The organism is Actinomyces sp. ZJ308 (genome assembly GCF_011752065.1).
Classification (GTDB): Bacteria; Actinomycetota; Actinomycetes; order Actinomycetales; family Actinomycetaceae; genus Actinomyces.
The window spans coordinates 1-22,495 of sequence record NZ_JAAIJY010000002.1 but is presented as its reverse complement, the minus strand read 5'-3'; the positions used below and the strand labels follow the sequence as shown (position 1 = coordinate 22,495).

Below are 22,495 nucleotides of genomic sequence, written 5' to 3'. Positions count from 1 at the left end.
CTCCCCATCGACGCGACGACGCGCTCCTGCCACGGTTAACCCATGCGCACGAAAACCTCTGCCCTCATCGCTCTCCCCACTGCACTCCTGCTCGCCCTCAGCCTCAGCGCCTGTGACGAGGAGTCCGTGAGCACCACGCCCACGGACTCCTCGTCGTCAAGCAGCTCCGACTCGTCCGCCTCCACGAAGGACAAGGACTCCAAGGACTCCGAGGACTCCGACGACGCCTCGGCCACCCCCTCATCCAAGGCCGGCTCCAGCGCCAGCGCCGACGGCAGGACCGTCTCCATCGGCGACCTCAAGACCGGCGACTGCGTCAGCGAGATGGTCGACGAGACCAGGGGCGGCCGGACGGGCACCAGCGAGGCGAAGGTTGTCGACTGCTCCGCCCCGCATCAGTACGAGATGATTGGAACGGCTCAGTCCACCGCCTCCAGCTACGCCGAGTCGAACACCCCCGAGGAGATCTCCACGGTCTGCGAGCCGCTGCTGCAGTCCTATGTGGGGTCGCCCTCCAAGGCCGAGAACTATATGGTGGCCGCTCTGACCCCCATGCAGTCCTCGTGGGATCAGGGCGATCACGAGTTCACCTGCTTCGCCCAGAACGAGGATGATTCCCCATTGAACAAATCCATCAAGAACTCCTAGTCTGTCCTCGTCGAGCAGGACACAGGATCTCAATCGGCAGGCGGGCCGCCGTCCGGGAGCAACGGCTCACTCCTTGACTCACCTGGCATTCCCCGTCCTGCCACCCACTCCGGCCGGGTGGCGACTCTCCGTCTCTCCGTCTCACGTCGCCACCCGGTCCTCATCCCGGATTTTTCAACCGCACCCCACCCGCGATCAGAATCCCGCGGAAAACCGGCACAATCCCGCCATTGTGACTGTTACGGTTCGGTATATGCGCACCCTGACCACGCTCCTCGCTCTTCCAGTCGCCGCCGCCCTGACCATGGGACTGTCCTCCTGCAGCCTGTTCTCCTCGGGCACCTCCACCGCCACCAAGGACCTCGAGGTCGGGAACTGCTACAACACCGTGAGCAACAAGGCCGGCGGGAACAACCCGGTCGGCGAGGTCACGGTGGTCGACTGCGCCAAGGCCCACACCTACGAGGTCATCGCCCAGACCACCTTCCCCGACGACGTCGACAAGCTTCCCAACGAGGGCTCGATCAAGTCCCTGGGCGAGGGCTTCTGCCAGGGCGAGGAGTTCACCAAGTACGTCGGGGTCGACGCCGCCAGCTCCGGCTACCAGATCGAGTACCTCTCCCCCAGCGACGACACCTGGGCCAAGGGAGACCGCAAGATCAGCTGCGTCGTCGCCCAGGGTGACAAGTCGGAGGTCAAGGGCTCGGCCAAGAACTCCAAGAAATAGCCCCGCCGGTTCTCTCAGCGGGCCCGGATCCGCTGACGACGCCGGTCCCCGGCGACATCCGGGGACGACGGCGTCCCGTCGGGTACCGGCCCGAGCCCCGCCAGCAGCTCCTCGCCCGTCGTGCCGCTGCTCGCTCCGCCCCGCTGCTCGTCCTCGGCCGCGACGGCACCGGTCCCGTCCGCCTGCTCGGGCTCCCCCGGCCCGGTGCTGTCCTGCGCCATGAGGGCGGTGGAGATCATGAGCTTGATGCGGTTGAGCTGGTTGACCTCGCTGGCGCCGGGGTCGTAGTCGATGGCGACGATGTTGGCCCGGGGGTAACGGCGTCGGACCTCTCGGAACATGCCCTTGCCCACCACGTGGTTGGGCAGGCAGGCGAAGGGCTGGCAGCACACGATGTTGGGCACGTCGTGCTCGATGAGCTCGATCATCTCGCCGGTGAGCAGCCATCCCTCGCCGGCCTGGTTGCCCAGCGAGAGCACCTTCGAGGCCTTGCGGGCCAGCTCGGCCGTGGAGGGCTCGACGTCGAAGGTGCCGCCGGCGGCGCGCAGCGCGGCTCGGGCCGGAGCCTGGAGCTGCTCGATGAACCAGACGGCCGCCTTCTTCTTGGCCACGGACTCCTTGCCGATGCCGTAGGCCTGCGCCTCCCACTGGGCGGTCACCAGCCCGGACAGGAAGAACGGCAGGAGCCCGGGGACGACGGCCTCGCAGCCCTCGGCCTCGATGACGTCGACGACGTGGTTGTTGGCGTCGGGCTGGAACTTCACGAGGATCTCGCCGACGACGCCGACGCGCGGGCGGCGGGGCCCGTCGCGCCGGGGCAGGTCGTTGAACTCGCGGACCATCTCCCGCAGCAGGCGGCGGTAGCCGATGCGTCCGCCCCAGGTGGCCGAGCGGCCCCGGTGCTCGAAGTACTCGCCGATGATGCGGTTCCAGCGCTCGACGAGCTCCTGGGTGGAGCCGGCGACCGCCTCGTAGGGGCGCACGCGCAGCAGGCAGGTGTTGAGGGTGTCGCCGATGATGATGCCCTGAAGCATCTTGAGCCCCATGGTGGCGGTCAGCTCGAATCCGGGGTTGGACTCGATGCCCTGCAGGGAGATCGCCACGACCGGCACCTGCGGGTAGCCGGCCTCGCGCAGGCCCTTGCGCAGCATGGCGGCGTAGTTGGTGGCGCGGCAGATGCCGCCGGTCTGGGAGATGGCCACGACGCAGGCGTCGGGGTCGTGGCTGCCGTCGGTGAAGGCGCCGATGAGCTGGCCGATGACCATGATGGCGGGGAAGCAGGCGTCGTTGTTGACGTAGCGCAGCCCCACCTCGAGGTCGTCGCGGCTGGCGGACTCCAGCAGCTCCACCTGGTAGCCCAGGCGCCGCATGAGCGGCTCCAGGGGCCGGAAGTGCACGGGGCTCATCTGGGGCATGAGGATGGTGTGGGTGGCGCGCATGGCCTCGGTGAAGACCGGGCCGGTGGCCCCCGGCAGCTCTCGAGCCCCGGCGGTGCTGCCGGCGGCGCCCGCCTCGGGCCGGCCGGCAGCGTTGACGGTCTTCTCAGCGGGCTCGCCCCCAGCCTTCTCGGTGCTCTTCCCTGCGGGTCGACCGGCGGTCGTCTCGGTGGGCCCCTCGGCGGGGGCGGTCGTGTCGATCTCGACGGCGGCGCCCTCCAGGTCGTCCTCAGACGCGGTCCCCTCAGTGGCCTCCTCGACGTGAGTCGCCTTCCCGGCGGCCTTGTCCGCGGCGCGGGCCTCGGAGGCGGCGGCCAGGGAGCGCAGGCGGATGGTGGCGGCGCCGAGGTTGGAGACCTCGTCGATCTTGAGGCTGGTGTACACGCCCCCGGCGGACTCCAGGATCTCCTGGACCTGGTCGGTGGTCAGGGCGTCGACGCCGCAGCCGAAGGAGTTGAGCTGGACGAGCTCGAGGTCGTCACGGGTCGTGACGAGCTCGGCGGCCTGGTAGAGGCGCGAGTGGTAGGCCCACTGGTCGCGCACCCGCAGGTGCGGGGTGACGCCCGGGGTGGCCACGGGTTCGGGGGTGGGCAGGCCGACGCCGGTGACGTCGGACCAGTCGGCGGGTGCCTGCGGGTCGGTCCCTGTCTGGCCCACCCGACGACGCAGTGCGGCCACGGCCCGGCTGAGCGCCCCGGTGGCGACGGCGTGCTCGGCGCCGTCGCCGGGGTCGGGGGCCTGGGCCTCGTCCTTGGCGGGCGGCGATCCGGCCTGGCGGGCGATGGCGGCCCAGTCGGTCTTCTTGGGCTTCCTGGGCTTCTTGGGCCGGGCCGGGCGTTTGCCGGCCCCGGCCTTCCCGTCCTCACCGCTCTCCGCGCTCCCCCCGGGTTTCCCGGGCTCCCCGGTGGTCTCGGCAGCCGTCTTGCCGGAGGCTCGGTCGCCACCGGACCTGGACCGAGCCGCTCGGGAGCCGGCGGCAGAAGGACTGACGGACCCGGTGGATGCCTCCGCGGATGCTTCACCGGACCTCTCAGCGGGCACCTCAGTTCCGGCCCCGGGACTCGCCGCTTCAGTCGGGCCGGTCGCCGCGGCGTCGGGCTCGGGCAGGAGGGAGTCCTCGGACAGGACGGCCAGGCCCAGGGTGTTGATGACGTCGGGGACGCCGTGGTTGATCTCGGGGTCGATGTGGTAGGGCCGCCCGGCCAGGACGATTCCCTTGCGGCCGTGCTCCTCCATCCACCTCAGGGCGCGGCGGCCCTCGGCGCGCACGTCGGCCTTGAAGGCGGCGTCCTCGGCGAAGCCCGCGGCCACGGCCCGGCGGGCCTCGGGCAGGGTGACGTCCCAGTCGGCGAGAACCTCGACGAGCCGTTCGGCCAGGGTGGCGGGGTCGGCCAGGTTGAGGAAGGGGGCGAGCATCCGCACGCCTGAGCCACCGGATCCAGCGGCTCCCTCGACGCCGTCGGGCCCTTCCCGCCTGCCGTCGCGCACGGCCTCGACGTTGTTGCGGATGACCTCGGGGTAGGTGGCCACGATCGGGCAGTTGAAGTGGTCGGCGGCGCCCTGGACGAGCTCGCGCTCGTAGAAGACGCAGGGGAACCAGATCGTGGTGATCCCCTTGGCGATGAGGGCCTCGATGTGGCCGTGGGCGAGCTTGGCCGGGTAGCAGACGTTCTCCGAGGGGATCGTGTCCATGCCCGACTCGAACAGCTCGTGGTTGGAGCGCCCCGAGATCATGACGCGGAAGCCCAGCGAGGTGAGCACCGTGAACCACAGGGGGTAGTTCTCGTACATGCCCAGCACCCTGGGGATACCGATGTCCCCGCGCGTGGCCGCGCCCTCCAGCAGACGCCGGTAGGAGAAGGCCCGCTTGTACTTGTAGTCGTAGAGGTTGGGCAGGTCGGACTTGGTGGCGCGCCGCTCCTGGGTGGCGCCCCGTTCGCAGCGGTTGCCGGAGATGTGGCGCTGGCCGTCGTTGAAGGTGGTGATGGTCAGCTGGCAGTGGTTCTGGCACAGCTTGCAGGTGGCGGTCTCGGTGGTCAGGCTGAAGCGGGAGAGCTCGCCCAGGCTCATGAGGCCCGAGGGCACGCCGGCGTATGAGGCCCGGGCGCTCAGGGCCGCACCGAAGCAGCCCATGAGGCCGGCGACGTCGGGGCGCACCACCTCCCGGCCGGTGAGCAGCTCGAAGGCCCGCAGGACCGCGTCGTTGAGGAAGGTGCCGCCCTGGACCGAGACGCGCTCGCCGAGCTGGTCGGCGTCCTTGAGCTTGATGACCTTGTACAGGGCGTTGCGCACCACCGAGTAGGACAGCCCCGCGCTGATCTCCCCCACGGTGGCCGACTCGCGCTGGGCCTGCTTGACCGAGGAGTTCATGAACACGGTGCAGCGGCTGCCCAGGTCCACCGGCCGCTCGGCGTGCAGGGCGGCCTCGGCGAACTCGCCGATCTCCAGGCCCATCGAGCGGGCGAAGGTCTGCAGGAAGGAGCCGCAGCCGGCCGAGCAGGCCTCGTTGACGCTGATGGAGTCGATCGCGTCACCCTTGATGCGCAGGTACTTCATGTCCTGGCCGCCGATGTCGATGACCGAGGTGACCCCGGGGTTGAGGTAGGCCGCCGCCCGGTAGTGCGCCATCGTCTCGACCACGCCCTCGTCGATGCGCAGCGCCGCCTTGACCAGGGACTCCCCGTAGCCGGTGACGCAGGAGCGCACGATCCGCACCCCGTCCGGGATCTCGCGGTGGATACGCCGCAGGATCTCCACGGCGGCCGTCACCGGGTCGCCCTCGTTGCCGGCGTAGTGCTCCCACACGATCCGCCCGCGCGCGTCCAGGACGACGGCCTTGATCGTCGTCGAGCCGGCGTCGATCCCCAGGAAGCAGTCGCCGTCGCGGTGCTCCGCGGTCCCGCTCGCCCCCGGCGCCGACGCCGCAGCGGACACCTCGTCGTCGAGATGGTCGTCAAGATGGTCGTCGAGCTCGTCGTCCGGACCGCTCGGCTCGGCCGTCCCCGTGGCGGCCTCGGCGGGGACCGGCCAGGGGGCCCGCTCGATACGGGCGCGGGCGTGGCGCTCGCGGAAGGCCTCCAGCTCGGCGTCGTCGCGGAAGAGCGGGCGCATCCGGGAGGTGCCCAGGGACAGGGCCTTGCGGGTGGCCAGCCGGGTGGACAGCTCCGAGATCGGCGTCGGCTCCCCCGAGGAGAGCAGGGCGGCGCCGATGGCGACGTAGAGCTGGGCGTTGTCGGGGCAGGTGAAGGAGTCGACCTGATCGGCCAGGGTCCGCTCAAAGGCGGCGCGCAGCTGGGGCAGGAAGTGCAGCGGCCCGCCCAGGAACATGACGTGGCCGCGGATGGGGCGCCCGCAGGCCAGGCCCGCGATGGTCTGGGTGACGACGGCCTGGAGGACGGAGGCGGCCAGGTCCTCCCCGGCTGCGCCCTGATTGATGAGCGGCTGGAGGTCGGACTTGGCGAAGACGCCGCAGCGCGAGGCGATGGGGTAGAGCGTCGTGTAACGCGAGGCCAGGTCGTCCAGCCCTGCGGCGTCGGTGTGGAGGAGCTGGGCCATCTGGTCGATGAAGGCGCCGGTGCCGCCCGCGCAGGTGCCGTTCATGCGCTGCTCCGGCGTGGGGTGGAGGTAGGTGATCTTGGCGTCCTCGCCGCCGAGCTCGATGATGACGTCGGCCTGCGGGTCGCACGCGCGCACGGTCTCGGTCTCGGCGATGACCTCCTGGACGAAGGGCAGGCCCATGAGGGTGGCCAGGGACAGGCCGGCGCTGCCGGTGACGGCCCCGCGCACGACGGCGTCCGGGTAGGCCCGGCCGAGCTCCCCCAGCAGCCGGGTCAGCTCGCCGCGCACGTCCGCGTTGTGGCGACGGTACTCAGCAAACAAGGGGGACACGGGAGGCGCCGACTCGGCCTGAGAACCCGAAGCTACCTCGGGCAGGAGGACGAGCTTGATGGTGGTCGAGCCGATGTCCAGCCCCATCCGCAGGACCCTCGAGGTACCGCCGGGCACCGGCGCCGTCGGTTGCGCAGCCGGTCCCGCGGCCACGGAGGAGTCGGTTTTCCGCACGCTGGAGACAGGATCGGGAACGGACATGCTTCACCTCGGCGGGCACCTGCGCCGGCCCCCTGTGAGCCGACGGCGATGTGGGCTGGGCACCACCGTATCGAGACACCCCACCAGCCTCAACGGCGTTGAAATACCCTCCCTCCACCCTCGTCGCCCGCCGCGCTTCTTGGCGGGATGACGCGCAAGACCCCCATCGCAGCCATGCCGCTCACACCGAGAATCTGAACGACGTTGAATATCGCACCGATAGTGTTCTCTAAAAATAGGGCGGTCGTCACATACCGCCGCGCCCCTCGACCTCGCTCAAGTGCCGTGTTCTCCCGGAACTTCCCCGGTTTCCGCCGGGGCGCCCCCGACCAGCGACGGCGGCACTCGTAATCTCCTGGAGTGACCAGTGATGCCGTCAGCGCGCCGCAGCCGAGCGCCGTGCCCGAGGAGGAGACGCTCGAGCCCGCCCGTCCCGGCCGTGCACGCCGTCGAGGGCCGCGACGTCGGCCGGAGACCGGCAGCACCCAGACGCCCTCCACACGAGAGGCGATCCTGAAGGCCGCGCGCGAGTCCTTCCTGGCGCAGGGCTACGAGGGCACGACGATCCGGGCGGTGGCGCGCACGGCCGGGGTGGATCCGGCGCTCGTGTCGTACTACTTCGGCTCCAAGGGGGACCTGTTCGGAGCGGCCGTCAACCTGCGGGTGCGGGCGAGCGAGGAGATCGCGGCCGCCGTCAGCGGCGACCTGCGCTCGGCCGGCCCCCGCCTCGTGCGGCTGTCACTGACCGCCTGGGACGACGCCGCGGGCGGGGCGACCTTCCGCACCCTGCTGCGGTGGATGGCCACGGATGTCAGCGCCCCGGAGGCGATCCAGAGCTACGCGACCGAGCAGATCGCCGTCCCGATGGCCGAGGCCCTCAAGCAGTCGGGGCTGTCGGGGGTGTCGGCGCGTGAGAGGGCCACCCTGGCCGGATCTCAGCTGGTGGGGCTGGCCATGATCCGTTACGTGCTGCGCCTCGACCCGATCGCGAGCGCGAGCGTCGATCACCTGGTGGAGGTCGTCGGGCCGACGATCCAGCACTACCTCACCGGCCCGCTGCATCCCAGATGACCTGCCCGCCGGAGGCCCGGAGCGGCGCCGGCCGCGTCAGCGCGCCACGTCACCGCCGGACATGCGCATGTAGACGTAGGCCGTCATGAGAGCGACCATCGGACCGGTGATGAGCCAGCCAACGGCGGTCAGCATACCGACGAGATGGATCACACCGAGGACGAGCAGCACCACGGGCGCGTTCCCGCCCTGTTTCATGAGGCGACACGAGCGGCCGATCGCCGTGAAGCAGGAGCAGCCCTCATTCATGGCCGCCATCGCCGTCACCCAGAAGAAGTAGCCGGCCACCACGCCACCGAAGGGGACGAGTGAGGCGACCACGCTCGCGAGTCCGACGAGCACGAGGGCCGCAGCCGCGTCGAAACCATTGGGCGGCGCGACGAAGGACCGCAACGTCACTCTCTCCCCACGGGCGACCCGCAGGGCCGCGCTCTGAATCCCCAGGTACATGATCAGCGCCCAGACCAGCACCCCCGGGATCCCGATCGCGGCATTGAGCGAGTCATCGTCAACCAGGCTGAGGAGGCCCCCCACCACCAGGCCCATGCCGGCGAGGGACAGCGGGATCCAGGCGATGATGAGGGGGTTGGCGAAGGTCTTGGACCATGCCCATTTCACGGCGTCGCCCACCTCGATCCGCGGCACCGGAGGCCGCGGGGAAGGCATGTAGGCAGGAGTCTGCGGGTAGCCGTAGGCGGCGTCGGCGCCCGCCGTCGGAGGCATGTCGCCGCCGTAGTGACCGCCACTGATCGGGGCGCCGGGAGAGTACGGAGAATCGGACACGAGATCTTCCTTCTGGGCGGACTGAGATGAGAAGTGGTCTAACGTCTAACGGAGCTGCAGGGCAGGACGGCCCACCAGCCGCCGCGACCCCGCATCCTCATCGCCTCCCGAGCCCGTTGGGGGTACTGCGTCCCGGGCGTCGTCGGACCGGAGCCCCGCCATCCAGGCGGGGAGTCGGTCCAGCTCACGGGGGAAGAGTCTCAGCTCCGCCGCGCAGTCGTCACGGGTGCACGGCGGGACGAGGTCGGGGCGGCGCTCGTAGTCGAAGTCGGTGGTGAGCTCGCCGTCGCGCGTACTGATTGACAGGAAGGCCCAGGTCCAGGCGGCGCCGTCGGCGCGGGTCGTGGAGTCCCGCAGGGCGACGGCGTCGTGAACGAGCTCATCGGGGACACCGCCCTCCACCCACTCGAGCCGACGCCGAAGGCCGGTCTTGCGCAGCACCCGGTTGGCGCAGGCGACTCGCTCGCCCAGCGCCTCGATCTCCACCACCATCTCCAGCGAGTCGGTCCGACGCAGCCAGGCGGCCCACCGACTCGCGAGGCCATCGAGGGCGCTGGTCGCGGACTCCTCGGGACTCTTCACCTGCTCACCCACGAATACACCTTCCTGGTCCCAGCGGGCTCGACACATGGACTCGGGCGCATGCGTTCGCCCCGGCTGAAAACCGGGGCGAATGCATGCATATGGTCACGAACCGGTCAGGTCCGGCTCAGAAGGTCTCGTAGCGCGCGGAACTGAGGAAGACGCCGTGGCCGGTCTCGGTGTTGCGGCAGGTCATGCCGGTCTCCTCCGAGCTGCACACCCAGGAGCCGAAGGCGACGGACTGGCCGTACTCGATCACCTGGGGCGAGGATCCGGCGCCACGGAAGGACTCGTCCAGGGAGAAGGCGCCCTCGCCACGGCCGCCGAGCTGGGGCGTGTCACCGCTGCTCAGATCGAACCACCACTTGGGCGAGCCCATCTCGTCCTGGCCGTAGGTGCCGTCGGAGCGGTAGGACAGCACGCCGCAGCCCGCGAAGTGGGCGGACAGGTCGCAGCCGATGTTGCCCGACGGCGAGACGATCATGGCGGTCTTCTCCGAGACGAGGTTGTCCGGAACGAAGGACGTGGCCTGCGGGGTTGCGGGGTCTGCCGGCTCAGCGGGCGCCGGCGCGGGGGTCGTCTGGTCGGCGCTGCCGGAGCCGTCGGCGGGCGGCTGAACGGGCGAGGCGGGCTCGGGTGAGGACTGAGCCTGGGGAGCCGCGGGCTGCGCCTGCGGGGAGGCCCCGGCCTGAGGATCGCTGGAGCCGCTCGTCTCGGGGGCCTTGGAGGCGCCGCCGCTCTGCTTGCCGGAGGCGCTCGGCGCGTCCGTCTTCCCGGGGGTCGCGGCCTTGTCGGTGCCGGTACCGCTGGCGGCCGGACGGGGCTCGTTGGCACGCGGACTCGACGGGCGGGCGTTGGAGCCGGAGGAGGACTGCGGCGCGGACGACTCGCCGGTCCCCTTCCCCGTGGGGCTCGGGATGCGAGGGGAGGCGTGTCCCGGCTTCTGCCCCGAGGTCGGCTTGGCGCTGGCAGTCGACTGGGACTTGGCAGAGGATGACGAGGACGAGCCCGCGGTGCCCTGCTGATTGGCATTGGACGCACCACCGGACTGACAACCGGCCAGAAGCATGGCGGTCGAGGTGAGGACAACAAGGGACAGGGGGATGGTGAAGCCGCTTCGGCGGACCGTGGCGGTCATGACTGCGGCATCCTTTCGGTCGACGTCGGTGCAGCCAACACGGTACTAGAGCCCCGAAGAGGAGGGGAACAGTCTGGAAATCAGGCATAAAACCCGCTGACAGCATCAGACGTCCCACGTTCCCAGCGAACCACTAGATTTCGTAGTGATAACGCCAATCACAACAAGATGACGAGACAATCGTTCCGCAGACCACATTCCAACTAGTGAGACAGATAACGGTTCGGCAAGCGGCTCGGCGGCCCGACCCCGTGGGACCCGAGCTCCCCACCGGGCCCCACCAGCCCCGCGCGTGAGCGGGATGTTGGGCCGCCCACGGTGCTCCCGTGCGCCTCAGGCCGGTTCATTCACTAGGATGTTGTCGTGATCTTCAAGGCAGTGCGAGAGAGGCCCCCCTACCCCGACCACGGGGTCACCACTCAGCGCGAGTGGGCCGTCATCGCGCCCCGACAGATCCGCCTGGCCGATCTCACCACCACCCGTGCGACTCTCGACCTGCGCAGCCTCCTGGATGACGACTCCACCTTCTACGGCGACCTGTTCGCCCACGTCGTCTCCTTCAAGGGGGACCTCTACCTGGAGACCGGCCTGCACCGGGCACTGCGCGCCGCCCTGCAAGGACGCACCGCGATCCACGCCCGCATCCTGGAGGTCACCGAGGACGGGACACCGAGGCTCGCTCCAGCGCCGCCGAGCGCCTGACGCCCGCCCGAGGCGGCCAGTAGCCGGCCAGTAGCCGCAGCACCCGCCTCGGTCCCATGTCACATCGGGCCGACCACCGCCCAGTGAGCGCCGTCGTCCATTACTCTGGATCGCGTGAGTAGTCCCGCAGATCCGCGCACCGAGTACCGGCGGCACATGCAGCACCGTCAGGCCACCGTCATCGGCTCCATCCTGGCCGTCATGGTCGTTGCGGTTGCCGTGAGCCTTCTGGTGGCGCTGGGCGTCCTGCCCGCCTACAACCCGGGCTTCTCGCAGCCCAAGAGCACCGCGACCTACGTGCCGCAGCCCTGCCCGCCCGCCGGCGCCAAGACCGTCGACGTCACTACGCTCACGATCAACGTGTACAACGGCTCCGAGTCGGTGGGCCTGGCGACGGAGGTTCAGCAGGACCTGGAGGAAGCGGGCCTGACCGTCGCCTCCGCGAGCGACTGGCCCGGGGGCATCTACAACGGCGAGGTGCAGATCCTGTCCTCCAAGGGCAGCCTGACCAACGCCTACTCCTTGGCTCAGATCTTCCCCAGCTCCACGGTGCAGGTCGATGAGAGCCTGGCCGACAACGACTCCACGGTCTCGGTGGTCCTGGGCAAGGAGTACCTGAAGGACGCGCTGAACGCGGACGAGATCAAGCTGATCGGCTCCGACAAGCCCATCACCGCCCCCAGCGACTGCGTCCCGGTGGACAATGCCACGAAGAAGGAGGGCTGAGCGGGGAGCGCCACAGCGGCTTGGAACAGGGAGACTGCGAGTGGCGGACCCTGCGGCCTGATTCCGGGCGCCCTACTCCACGAGGTTCGGACGGTACTGACCAGGGGTTGACCGCACTGCACGGGGCTCCGGACCACGTGGAGTACACCCACCTCCCAGCCAGTAGACCCCGGACACTCGTGCAGTGCTGACGGGTCACCGCGAGGACGCCGCACCCGCCTCTCAACGCAACCGCACCACCTACCCGCTGATACCTCCTGATCCGCTGACTACTGGCGCAGCCTTAGGCCTCTGCGCCCCTCCGCGACACTCAGCAATCCGCTCGGTGCCCGTCACTCCGAAGGGCTCGACGGCGTCGGGCCCGCCCCCGGGGAGGCGGCCGAGGGTGCGTGGGCGGCACGGCTGGAGTAGGCCGGGCCCTCCAGCTCGGTGCCGGCGGGGGCCGAGGCCGGGGAGGCCTGCTCAAGGTTGGTGCCGCGCACCTTCGAGATCCAGCGCATGGCGTGGTAGATGCCGATCGCGGACAGCGACCCCAGGGCGATGCCCTCGAAGGTCATGCCGTCCCAGGCCAGGGTGTAGTTGGCGATGGCCACGACCATGGACACGGCCGCCGTGTTGAGGTTGACCGGGTCGGAGAAGTCCACCCGGTTCTGCACCCAGATGCGCACGCCCAGCATGCCGATCATGCCGTAGAGGACCGTGGCCGCACCGCCCAGAACACCCGCCGGGATGGTCGCGATGATCTCCCCGAACTTCGGCAGCAGGGACAGGCTCAGGGCGGTCACCGCCGCCACCACGTAGGCGGCGGTGGAGTAGACACGGGTGGCGGCCATGACACCGATGTTCTCCGCGTAGGTGGTGGTGCCCGAGCCGCCGCCCGCACCGGCGAGCATGGTGGACAGGCCGTCGGCGAACAGGGCGCGACCGGTGACGTCGTCGAGGTCCTCCCCGGTCATCGCCGAGACGGACTTGACGTGACCGATGTTCTCGGCGACCAGGACGAGCACCACGGGGATGAACAGGCCCAGGTAGCTGACGTCGAAGGCCGGGGCGTGGAAGTGCGGCAGGCCCAGGACCGGGGCCTCGATGACCTTGGTGAACTCCACCTCGCCGCGCACCACCGCGGTGGCATAGCCGATGAGCACGCCGATGAGGATCGCCAGGCGTCCGACGATGCCCTTGAACAGCACGGTGATGACCAGGATCGAGACGATGGTGACGACCGCCGTCACCGGGGCCTGCTTGACGTTGTTCCAGGCCGAGGGCGCCAGGTTGAAGCCGATGAGGGCCACGATCGCGCCGGTGACGATCGGGGGCATGAGCCGGTCGATCCAGCCGGCCCCGGCCAGGTGGACGACGACGCCCACGAGCAGCAGGGACAGTCCCGCCGCGATGATCCCGCCCTGGGCCAGGGAGGCCTTGTGGGCGTCGATGGGTCCTCCGCCGTCGGCCATGTAGCCGGTCACCGCTCCGATGGGAGCGATGAGCGCGAAGGAGGACCCCAGGTAGCTGGGCAGGCGTCCGGAGGTGATCCCCAGGAACAGCAGGGTGCCCACGCCGGTGAAGAACAGCGTGGTCGCCGGGTCGAAGCCCGTCAGCAGGGGCACCAGGAAGGTGGCGCCGAACATGGCGACGACGTGCTGGATGCCGATGCCGATCGTGCGGGGCCAGGTGAGACGCTCACCGGGAGCGACGACCTCACCGGGAGCGATGGACCGGCCGTCGCCGTGAAGGCGCCAGCCGTGAGACGGAGATGAGGACACGAACGGTCTCCTGCCTGAACGATGGGGATGTGACAGCATCCCGTGGAAGGTCCGGCGAGACGCTCGGCAGGTCCCGGCAGAGCCTGCCGGGACTTCAGCATAGCCCCCGGTCGGTGACCGTGCCGATCGGGAGCCCCGGAGCGGGCCGCCGCCCGATGCCTTCAGCGCCTCGACCGCCTCGACCGCCTTGACCCGGCTCCTCCGCGGGAACGATGCCTCCTCCGGCTCCGGCGGGCATGATGGCGTCATGAGCACCGCCCGGCCCGCACCTCCAGGAGCCAGCGCCCCGCCCTTCTCCCCGGGCTCGGAGCAGTACGTCGACGGACTCCCACCGGGCTTCGTCTTCCCCGGCACCGAGAACCTCAATCCCGCGGAGATCTTCTCCGGCCCCGGCTACACCGCCCCGCGCCCCCGTACCGACTCGGGGGCGGCGGCCGCCATGGCCTGCGGGCTGCTCAGCGTCATCCCCGTCATCGGCGTCGTCGCGATCGTCCTCGGCCTCGGGGCGCTGAGGCGGCTGCGCCACAGCTATGACTCCGGGGAGGGCATGGCCTGGCTGGGCCTCATCCTCGGCTGCGCCTCCACCGTCATCTGGTTCTTCGTCCTGGTGCTCATACTGCTCGTGGTCTAGCGTCCCCAGCCGGCCGACGGGTCCCCTACAGTGGTCCCGTGAAGCCTTTCATCATGGTGACGACGCGCCCCGAGCACGAGGCGGCGCGGGACGAGTACGAGTCCTTCCTGGCTCAGAGCGGCCTGTCGCGCGAGGACCTGCAGCACATCGCCCTGGAGGAGGTCGACTTCCTGGGGTCCTTCACCGCAGCCGACGTCTCCGGGGTGCTCATCGGCGCCAGCCCCTACAACGCGGACACGCCCGCGGCGGAGAAGACCCGCAGCCAGCGGCACGTCGAGGAGCAGATCCACGAGCTGCTCGCGGTGATCCTCAAGGAGGGGATCCCGCTGCTGGCCACCGGCGTCGCGCTCCAGGTCCTGGCCGCCTACCTGGGTACCGGGACGCACGAGGAGTTCGGCGAGGAGTTGGGCGCCGTCGACCTGTTCCTGACGGCGGAGGGCCGTGAGGACCCGGTCCTGGAGGGACTTCCGCAGGCCGTCACCGTGTTCGCCGGTCACTACGAGGGCGTCGGGGAGGTTCCCGCGCACGCGACCCTGCTGGCGAGCTCTCCCGACTGCCCCGTCCAGATGCTTCGCGTGGGCAGGAACGCCTACGCCTGCCAGTTCAACCCCGAGCTCGACGCCGACCGGTTCGAGCGGCGTGTGAGCATCTATGACGAGGCCGGGTACGGTGACCCGGACATGAGTGAGGACATCCTCACCCGGGCCCGGTCCTCCGAGACCCACGACGCCGGGCAGATCATCCGCAACTTCGTCTCGCACTTCACACGCGACTGACTCGCCCGGCAGGCGGGTCACCTGACGCCCCGGAACCCGGGCGGGAGATGAGATTCGTTGAACTTCTCAGCCACGACCATCAGGACCACGCCATGACATACCCGTCTCCGCATCCCGGGCCACCACAGGGTCACGGCGGCTCGCCGGGCTCGCCGAGTTCTCCGTACGCCGCGTACGGCCAGCAGCCAGTGGGCGCTCCACCGACCGGGGCGCCTTACGGGCAGGTGCCGACGCCGGCCGATCAGGCCTCCTACATGCCCCCGGGGCAGCTCGCGATCCCACCCCAGGCGGTTCACCACTCATCCGGAGGCCCCGCCTTCCCGGGGCAACCGTACCCAGGTCCATCCGCGCAGGCTCCGGCGCCGCAGTACTACCTCACCGGTCCGGCCGAGACGCCGCAGTACCAGCCCTACCAGCAGTATCAGCAGCAGTATGCGAGTTCCGGGCACGGGTACCTGAGCGGGGCGGTGACGGCCCCGGGCTACTCCACCGGAGGCCGGCTCCCGCAGCCGGGCCACCCGGGCGGAGAGACGACGTCGTCACAGGCCCTCGGCGTGGGACGCCCTGTGCCGTGGCGCGGTGAGAAGACGGCGGCACTGATCATGATCCTGACGAGCTGCGTCCTCCAGGTCGCGGTGTTCATCATTTTCCAGCTCTCCATGGGAAGCGCCACCACCTGGGTGAACCTCGTGATCCGCAGCGTTCTGTACTTCGCCATCATGCCGACAGTCTGGTGGCTTTACTTCACATTACGCCGCTTCTTCCGCAACCAACCGGTTTCCGAGATGACAGGACTCTCACTGTGGTTCCTCTTAGGAACCCTCAGTCTGCTCACCGAGGAATCCAGTGACCCGTACTCCGGCGCGCTGAATGTCACCACCGTTCTCTCCTTCATCACCACCACCATCGGCGCGGTTCTCACCGCACGCCTGAACCAACGCCTTCCGAAACCACAACCGTGGGCCGCCACCCTGACGCTGGGCGCTTGCCAGTTCGTACTCATCAATAGTGTCCAGCGCTTCGGGCACCTCAGCCTGGCAGCCATTTCACAAGGAAGGAGCATCACTCAGTACACCGCTGGCGTATGGTTCACATGGTCGAACTCAGGAGGAGTAGGGGTACCCCTGGCGCCGGGACTGCTGATATTCAGTGCGATCACTTCTCTTGCCGCCGCGGCCCTCTTCATGGGAATACGCTCCCCCTCCGGCAGAGCATTTCGAACGACCTCCCTGATCGCCGCCGTATCCCTGATCCTCTACAACCTGCTCGTCATCCTCATCTACGGACTTCCCACGCGCGGTGAATACTGGTACACCCCCTCCGAGACAGGGCTGGAAGTGACGCTGATCCTCGTTTTCGGAGCCGTTCTCATCGGTTCGATCCTGGTTGCGGGACGGCGCCTTGCCACCCCGCTACCCGCCAACGGCGGCCCACACCACCCTCACGCCGGATACGCACCGAGCACCCGGGGCACGCAGAGCCGCTTCAGGCAGCATCACCAGCCTCAGTCACCCCCGGGAGGCAGGTACTGAGGTCATTCAGGAGCTGCGAGGCCGGCGCTCCTCTCCCCTCAGCTCATCGACACCATCCGACAGGGCGAGCACAATGCTGCTATGCGGCAGCCGATCCAGCCTCCTCATCAGGGCCCTCCCGCCTCCGCGTCGTCGGGCAACACCGCGAACGCGCCGAACGAGCCCTACGGCGTCATGCCCCATTCACCGAACCCCTCGACCTCGCCTTACGCGGCCTTCGCCCAGCAGGCACCACCCTCAGGCCGACAGCAGGCCGACTACCCCTACCTGGATCACGGACAGGCAGCCGCTCCCACGCAACCGGTGGCCCAGCACCTCTCCAGCGTCGGACAACCCGCCAACCGCATCGCCACCGACAGCACCGGCGCCGACCCCTACTCAACAGGCCCCACCGCAAGCTTCCCCAGATACATCCCAGCCCCCTCCCCCGGCCCGGCCCCCGCCGCCCCACAACGGTTCACCCAGCCGCAGCCGCCCGGATCCGTCCGCCAAGCCGCCGCCTTCACGTCCACTCCCTGGAGACGCGACCGGATCATCGCCCTCATCACGACCCTCATCGCATGCGGAACGATGATCATATGGGCCTTCATCGATGCCTCCAGGCATCCGGCTTTCCACACCGATCAGGGCTTCTCAGCGCAGTTCGTCATCGAGCTGATCTTTTACATCATCATCAACCTGGGCCCCTGGTGGTTGTTGCTGGTGTTCCTTCCGATAAGAGCCATTTACGAGAATCGCCCCAGCGCGGTCATGGCAGCGGCGGTGCTCCAGCCGCTGCTCATCGACGTCCTGATATTCAACAACAGCATCATCAATACCCCCTTGCCCATCATGTGCCTCCTGGCGACCGGCGGTGCCGCGATCGCCACCACCGTCATGAGCCAGCACACCCCCGACCCACGGCCATGGCCGGTCACACTCGGGCTGGCGGTCAACCTGTTTGTTCTCGTGGGGATGCTCCACCAGCTGGCGACGGCTCTGCGGTACGGACTGAGAGGAGCCGAGCTGAGCGAGCGCACGGTCAACCTGTGGATGACGGTCGCAATCAGCTCTGAGTACCGTGGCGCCCCTCTGATCGTCGGCATCATCCTGATGGTCGTGACAGCCACCATCGCCGCCGTCAGTCTCTACATGGGGTCCCGCCCTTTCCGTCCGACGGCGTTCACGTACCTCGTCGGCATCGCGCCGATGATGGTTGCCCTGGCAAACATGTACATCCTCCTCATCCACGGTATTTCCGCGACCTCCGTCGGTTCCGTGCTCGGCCTGACGAGTCTTGACACGGATAGGTTCCTGTACATCTACGTCCGGGCATGGATCGCCTCAATCCTGCTGGGTGCCATCGCCGTTGGGGTGACGGTGATGCTGCGCCGCCGTTCCTCCGCGGACAGGCGTAATCACGTAGTTCCGCAGCCATCGCCGGCCGGGATGTCGCCTTCTCAGCACCTTCAGTACCGGGACTACCACCCCTACATGCGATAGAGCCGCCTCACCCTCCCCTAAAGAGTGACTGGAGTCACTTACTTGCTCCCATCCGGCTCGCGCCCGGCTCCGAACTCCTGGTGACGGCTCACCGCACCGGTGCGCCACCACTGACCTGACCACGTCACCAAGGAGTCTCTTATGCGTACTCGCAAGATCGTGTCCGCCGCCCTGCTCGTTGCCGCCCTCGCCGTCGGCACCGCCGCCTGCGGTTCCACGGACGCCGGCAAGGACAAGATGGAGCAGACCTCGAGCCCCAACGGCACGATGAGCGACGGAAAGATGTCCGACGGCAAGATGAGCGATGACAAGACCGCAGACGGGAAGATGTCGGACGACAAGATGTCCGACAACGCCACCTCGGGCAGCATGTCGGACGGGAAGATGGGCGACGGGAAGATGTCTGACAGCCCGACCTCCGGCGCCATGAGTGACGGCAAGTGAGTCCCACCCCGTCGACACCGAGACGGGACCCGGCCCGTGCTCATCGAGTGAGCACGGGCCGGAGCGTATCCATCAGATATCCGGAGCCCCCGCGTCAGGACAGGTCGGCGTACTCCTGGGGCACGTCGGCCACGGCCTGGGCGATAGGAGTATCGCCGTCGTAGAAGGGGATGACCTTACCGATGCTGGCCGGCTCGGCGAGCACGGCGGCGATGGTGCGAGCCACGTTGGCGCGCGAGGTCCGTCCGCTATCCGACGCCGAGCCGGGGGCCAGTCGCGCCACCGTGATGGCGCCGGTGGGCTCCTCCAGGGTCAGCAGGCCCGGCCCCAGGATCGTCCAGTCCAGGCCGGTGGTCTGCAGGTGGCGGTCGGCCGCGATCTTGGCGATGGCGTAGGCGCGCAGCGGGTGGTCGTCGGCGACCTCGCCGTAGGCGGTGATGAAGGAGACCATGACGTAGCGCTTGACCCCGGCCGCGGCGGCGGCCTCCATGGAGCGGATCGCGGCGGCGCGGTCGACGGCGTCGGTGCGCTGCGGGCCGCCCTTGCCACCGGCCCCGGCGGACCAGACGATCGCATCGGCGCCGGTGAAGGCCCGGGTGAGCTCGGCGACGTCGGCGTCCTCGATGGACAGGACCAGCGGGGTGGCGCCGGTGGCGGTGATGTCGGCGGCCTGGTCGGGGTTGCGGATGATGGAGACGACCTCGTGGCCGGCCTCCACGAGCAGCGGGGCGGCCAGCAGCGCGACCTTGCCGTGGCCTCCGATGATGACGATGCGGGACATGTGAGACACCCTTCCTGCGAGTTCCTGGCCCGGAGCCGGTCAGCCGTTCAGCCCCGGGTGGTGCCCAAGCATTCACCCCGCCCGCGCCGCACGCACCCCCTCCCGCCCTGGGCGAACCGGGGAACAGACGCCGACGGCGAGGCACCCCGCCCGGGCGCTGTCCGGCGCCGTCGGTTCAGTTCTGGCGTGGGTTGTTGCTGTTGGTGGTCAGGGTCTGGACCTCGGCGACCGGCAGGTCCACGGTGCTGGTGGTGGTCAGGCCCGGCAGGGTCCCACTGGCCCCGTCAGAGCCGGTGTAGGACACGGAGTAGGCCACCGACACCGTCAACGGCGTGGTCCCGCCCAGGTGGGCCGAGCTGCGGTTGAAGGAGATCGTGCAGGGGCTTGATCCTTCCGGCATCCCCGAGTGCCAGGGGATACCGAAGCCCTGGCAGGAGGCCTTCCCGTCAGGAGCAGACAGCTGCAAACCAGTGGAGGAAGCAGTAACCGTCGCCGTGGTCGGACCGGCCGTGGCGGTGGCGGTCACCGACCTCGGCGTGCTACCGGTGGCCCACACCCAGGTGTCCATCCCCACCAGGGTGGCGCCCCGGTCCCCGACCTTCGGATTCGTCTCCACCGTCGGCGCCGGGATCTTCACCGCCTGCCAAGCAACTTCCGCCAGCCATGCAGGTGAAATATATGGCGCAGGAGCTGATTGTCCCTCAGGAACCCACACGTTCGGGGGATTATTGCTCATAAACTCAGACCCTTCTTGCGCCCAGGTAAGCTCATCCGGAAATGCATTGCGGTCGCAATAGCTCTTCCACCACCGCCCCGTATCATCGCCCCTATGTTCTCGAAAATTGGGATAAGTCCGCTTTAAGTCGTTATCCCAGCCGCCGCTCGTGGGTGCATTCGCCGTCAGTCCCCATTTTTCCTCGAACTGAGCAGCCGTATCTCCTGGAATATAGCCGCATGAAGGTTTTACTGACAGCGACACCGAAGTCGACGATGTAGGACCACCCTCTCCGCCAGCAGATGAGTAGCCCACCTCTACATGCGCGGAAACCTCGCCCTCACCGCTCCCAGTTTCCCGCACCACCCCGGAAGCCCGAGAGTCTGTCGAACCTTTTAACGCTGCCGCTGTTGGAGTAGCGAGAAAAACGGCAACTAAAGGAAACAATATGTGCCGAAGATACGTCGCCTTAGTGTACATCATGCTTGACGTTCCTGCCACTCCACACTTCAATCTACTGAACAGGACGTGTTGCTTTCGGTAAACTCATCGCTAGCTAACCAATTCCCTTCAGGACTTAGCACCATAGCCTCCGTGGCCAGCACTCGAACCTGCTTCTCCGGATTACTGACATCTTTCCCCGAGGAGTCGATGGTTACCACCTTGGTTGAGTCCACGCATGCTTTTACGGTTGCCGCACTCCCACCTTGATCAACATTCACCTCAGTGACCGCGACTCGCATAGGCGGCCTATCTAGTCTACCTTTCTCCCTCGCTGCATAATTTTGGACAACGTCATTCCGAGTAGTTCCCGTGGCAACCTCTGATATATTTTCCACCCCTTCTCCGGTAGACCATATCCTCCAGGTCAGTTTGTCGTATGCAATAAATCCTTGGAGGACCTTGGTCTGGGTGGCGTCCAGGCCCTCGGGGATGGACACCACCGTGTAGCCCAGGTCGGGGTCGGAGAGGGACTCGGCGGTCACCGGGCCCGAGCCCGCAGTGTTCGCACCGGCCGATGCCTCACCCGAGGCGGCAGTCGATGCCGTCGAGCCGCTGCCGGCGCCCGCACTGTTCATGGGTGGGATGGTGCCGCCGGCTTTCGAGCTGTTCGACGAGCACCCCGCCAGGGCCAGGCAGCCGGCGAGCAGGCTCGCGCCCAGCGCGCTGGCAAGGCGGCGACGACCGGAGGGATGGTGCAGGTAGGACGGGGGACGACTCATAGGGGTAGACCTTCCACGATCAAGCCGAGACCACACCCCGGCACAACACGAACATCCCGACCCTACCGGCCAGGACACAACGATGTCACGAAAACATCACGGCCCCACCAGAGCGATACTGCGCACCACACCCTTGACCCAAGCCGGGTCGGCCAGCGCCTCCAAGGCCACCCTCATGGCCCGCGCCGGCAACACGTCGGAGCACTTCCTTAGGTCCCATGCCAGCGACCCTTCGTGCCATCACGGCATCCACCAACCCAGAAGCGGTTCAACCTGACGCGCCCTGCACACCGGCTACAGAAAACCACTAGACACCTTCCCGACAACCATCACAGCAGTCCTCGGAATCACATTCAACTACACCCCATGAATAAACCTCACTATCTCCAAGTTAAATGAGTCGACTCAAGTAACAGGAAATTTCGCTTGGACCGCGGAAACTAAGTAACGCATCAACGGATCGATGACCTCCTTGATCTGCTCGTCAGTTATAGATGTGTCACTTAAATTATATACGGCCACCGAAAACGTCCGCCCCGACGAAGAGTACCAAGCGCCATAGGCGACGACAGACTCACGTTTTGGAGAAACAGCTAGGTAGGAGTTCCCATCTAGCCCAAGATCCATTTTTTCAATTGCCCACCCATGAGACTTTTCTAAGTCTAGCAACTCGCTCTCACTCACATGAGAGGAAGGACCATCCCTAAACCAACGCGCATTAATGTACCCAATTTTGACATCTCCAAAACCATCGAGCGACAACTGGCACGACAGATCAGGGACATACTCAGATGAGCTAGAGCGTCCAAAATTCTCAAATATTACTGACTTACCTGAAGCTCGCTCAACTTGGCGAACATCAAATGCGCTACAGACGGTCTCAGAAACAGTATTGTCTTGCCCTATCTTGCCGCTCGACACATATCTGAAGTGAACAAAAATTATGCCGGATGCGGCCAACACTAGAACGACAACCGCTACGGTAATCGCTCTCCACTTCAAAGCAAGGCGACTAGAAATTCTTATTCCGCCCATCACCAATCCTCCCTGCCGCACCAGGGGGTCGGCAAAGTCGGTGGGTGAGGGTGTCTGAGTCGGTTTGGTAGGGATGGCGTGTCTCTAGTGTCGCGTGTCGTTAGTTGTTTTGTGGTTGGTGCTTAGGATGATGGGGGTATGGCGAATAGACCTGCTCCTGGACTGGTTGTGCGTGAGGGTGACCTGGAGGTGCTTGAGTCCTGGCTGCGTG

19 protein-coding genes are annotated in these 22,495 nt (G+C 67.6%); 10 read left to right on the top strand and 9 right to left on the bottom strand.

The window, feature by feature from the left end; all coding sequences use genetic code 11:
* Positions 1–42: 42 nt before the first annotated feature.
* Complete coding sequence (locus HCR68_RS01100; protein WP_167145390.1) at positions 43–648, top strand: septum formation family protein; 606 nt, start codon at positions 43–45, stop codon at positions 646–648.
* A 253-nt stretch (positions 649–901) separates the two neighbouring features.
* Positions 902–1,375, top strand: a complete 474-nt coding sequence (locus HCR68_RS01095) for a septum formation family protein (protein WP_167145388.1) — start codon at positions 902–904, stop codon at positions 1,373–1,375.
* A 14-nt stretch (positions 1,376–1,389) separates the two neighbouring features.
* Here the strand turns inward: HCR68_RS01095 and HCR68_RS01090 are convergent, their stop codons facing one another.
* Positions 1,390–6,786: an acyl-CoA dehydratase activase-related protein gene (locus tag HCR68_RS01090; protein ID WP_167145640.1), complete on the bottom strand. Its 5,397-nt coding sequence runs from the start codon at positions 6,784–6,786 to the stop codon at positions 1,390–1,392.
* 474 nt (positions 6,787–7,260) lie between these two features.
* Between HCR68_RS01090 and HCR68_RS01085 the strand changes: the two genes are divergently transcribed.
* Complete coding sequence (locus tag HCR68_RS01085) at positions 7,261–7,971, top strand: TetR family transcriptional regulator (RefSeq protein WP_167145386.1); 711 nt, start codon at positions 7,261–7,263, stop codon at positions 7,969–7,971.
* 36 nt (positions 7,972–8,007) lie between these two features.
* On the opposite strand, the gene HCR68_RS01080 is transcribed toward HCR68_RS01085, so the two are convergent.
* The 3 genes from HCR68_RS01080 to HCR68_RS01070 all read right to left on the bottom strand — a co-directional run bounded on the left by HCR68_RS01080 (position 8,008) and on the right by HCR68_RS01070 (position 10,474).
* A complete protein-coding gene (locus tag HCR68_RS01080) occupies positions 8,008–8,754 on the bottom strand; it encodes a hypothetical protein (protein ID WP_243858854.1) in 747 nt (248 codons plus the stop codon).
* Positions 8,755–8,799: 45 nt separating this feature from the next.
* A complete protein-coding gene (locus HCR68_RS01075; RefSeq protein ID WP_167145384.1) occupies positions 8,800–9,348 on the bottom strand; it encodes a hypothetical protein in 549 nt (182 codons plus the stop codon).
* A gap of 115 nt (positions 9,349–9,463) precedes the next feature.
* Positions 9,464–10,474 carry a hypothetical protein gene (locus tag HCR68_RS01070; RefSeq protein WP_167145382.1) on the bottom strand — a complete coding sequence of 337 codons (1,011 nt, stop codon included), beginning with the start codon at positions 10,472–10,474 and terminating at the stop codon, positions 9,464–9,466.
* A 363-nt stretch (positions 10,475–10,837) separates the two neighbouring features.
* On the opposite strand from HCR68_RS01070, the gene HCR68_RS01065 reads away from it, so the two are divergent.
* Complete coding sequence (locus tag HCR68_RS01065) at positions 10,838–11,176, top strand: type II toxin-antitoxin system VapB family antitoxin (protein WP_126414496.1); 339 nt, start codon at positions 10,838–10,840, stop codon at positions 11,174–11,176.
* Positions 11,177–11,332: 156 nt separating this feature from the next.
* On the top strand, positions 11,333–11,902 hold the full coding sequence (locus HCR68_RS01060; protein ID WP_167145636.1) for a LytR C-terminal domain-containing protein: 570 nt from the start codon (positions 11,333–11,335) through the stop codon (positions 11,900–11,902).
* Between the two features lie 332 nt (positions 11,903–12,234).
* On the opposite strand, the gene HCR68_RS01055 is transcribed toward HCR68_RS01060, so the two are convergent.
* Entirely contained in the window at positions 12,235–13,665 is a 1,431-nt protein-coding gene (locus HCR68_RS01055; RefSeq protein ID WP_167145380.1) for a solute carrier family 23 protein, read from the bottom strand.
* A 247-nt stretch (positions 13,666–13,912) separates the two neighbouring features.
* On the opposite strand from HCR68_RS01055, the gene HCR68_RS01050 reads away from it, so the two are divergent.
* From HCR68_RS01050 to HCR68_RS01030, 5 genes are all read left to right on the top strand, one after another.
* Positions 13,913–14,296, top strand: a complete 384-nt coding sequence (locus HCR68_RS01050; RefSeq protein WP_167145378.1) for a DUF4190 domain-containing protein — start codon at positions 13,913–13,915, stop codon at positions 14,294–14,296.
* A 38-nt stretch (positions 14,297–14,334) separates the two neighbouring features.
* Positions 14,335–15,072 carry a hypothetical protein gene (locus HCR68_RS01045; RefSeq protein WP_167145376.1) on the top strand — a complete coding sequence of 246 codons (738 nt, stop codon included), beginning with the start codon at positions 14,335–14,337 and terminating at the stop codon, positions 15,070–15,072.
* A gap of 554 nt (positions 15,073–15,626) precedes the next feature.
* Positions 15,627–16,604 (top strand): hypothetical protein, encoded by a 978-nt coding sequence (locus HCR68_RS01040; protein ID WP_243858853.1) that lies wholly within the window; start codon positions 15,627–15,629, stop codon positions 16,602–16,604.
* Positions 16,605–16,907: 303 nt separating this feature from the next.
* Complete coding sequence (locus HCR68_RS01035; protein WP_243858852.1) at positions 16,908–18,086, top strand: hypothetical protein; 1,179 nt, start codon at positions 16,908–16,910, stop codon at positions 18,084–18,086.
* Positions 18,087–18,227: 141 nt separating this feature from the next.
* Complete coding sequence (locus HCR68_RS01030) at positions 18,228–18,530, top strand: hypothetical protein (protein ID WP_167145371.1); 303 nt, start codon at positions 18,228–18,230, stop codon at positions 18,528–18,530.
* 94 nt (positions 18,531–18,624) lie between these two features.
* Here the strand turns inward: HCR68_RS01030 and HCR68_RS01025 are convergent, their stop codons facing one another.
* From HCR68_RS01025 to HCR68_RS01005, 4 genes are all read right to left on the bottom strand, one after another.
* The gene (locus HCR68_RS01025; protein WP_167145369.1) at positions 18,625–19,311 is read right to left on the bottom strand and encodes an SDR family oxidoreductase; all 687 of its coding nucleotides are present in this window, start codon (positions 19,309–19,311) and stop codon (positions 18,625–18,627) included.
* Positions 19,312–19,486: 175 nt separating this feature from the next.
* On the bottom strand, positions 19,487–19,927 hold the full coding sequence (locus HCR68_RS14510; protein ID WP_347878287.1) for a hypothetical protein: 441 nt from the start codon (positions 19,925–19,927) through the stop codon (positions 19,487–19,489).
* Between the two features lie 608 nt (positions 19,928–20,535).
* Complete coding sequence (locus HCR68_RS01015) at positions 20,536–21,105, bottom strand: hypothetical protein (RefSeq protein ID WP_243858850.1); 570 nt, start codon at positions 21,103–21,105, stop codon at positions 20,536–20,538.
* 549 nt (positions 21,106–21,654) lie between these two features.
* Complete coding sequence (locus HCR68_RS01005) at positions 21,655–22,287, bottom strand: hypothetical protein (RefSeq protein WP_167145365.1); 633 nt, start codon at positions 22,285–22,287, stop codon at positions 21,655–21,657.
* Positions 22,288–22,495: the final 208 nt, after the last annotated feature.

Bases quoted from the DNA above. Each gene is read 5' to 3' on its own strand.
- HCR68_RS01100 (WP_167145390.1), top strand. From the start codon at position 43: ATGCGCACGAAAACCTCTGCCCTCATCGCTCTCCCCACTGCACTCCTG.
- HCR68_RS01095 (WP_167145388.1), top strand. From the start codon at position 902: ATGCGCACCCTGACCACGCTCCTCGCTCTTCCAGTCGCCGCCGCCCTG.
- HCR68_RS01090 (WP_167145640.1), bottom strand. From the start codon at position 6,786: ATGGGGCTGGACATCGGCTCGACCACCATCAAGCTCGTCCTCCTGCCC.
- HCR68_RS01070 (WP_167145382.1), bottom strand. From the start codon at position 10,474: ATGACCGCCACGGTCCGCCGAAGCGGCTTCACCATCCCCCTGTCCCTT.
- HCR68_RS01060 (WP_167145636.1), top strand. From the start codon at position 11,333: ATGCAGCACCGTCAGGCCACCGTCATCGGCTCCATCCTGGCCGTCATG.
- HCR68_RS01050 (WP_167145378.1), top strand. From the start codon at position 13,913: ATGAGCACCGCCCGGCCCGCACCTCCAGGAGCCAGCGCCCCGCCCTTC.
- HCR68_RS01030 (WP_167145371.1), top strand. From the start codon at position 18,228: ATGCGTACTCGCAAGATCGTGTCCGCCGCCCTGCTCGTTGCCGCCCTC.
- HCR68_RS01025 (WP_167145369.1), bottom strand. From the start codon at position 19,311: ATGTCCCGCATCGTCATCATCGGAGGCCACGGCAAGGTCGCGCTGCTG.
- HCR68_RS01015 (WP_243858850.1), bottom strand. From the start codon at position 21,105: ATGAACAGTGCGGGCGCCGGCAGCGGCTCGACGGCATCGACTGCCGCC.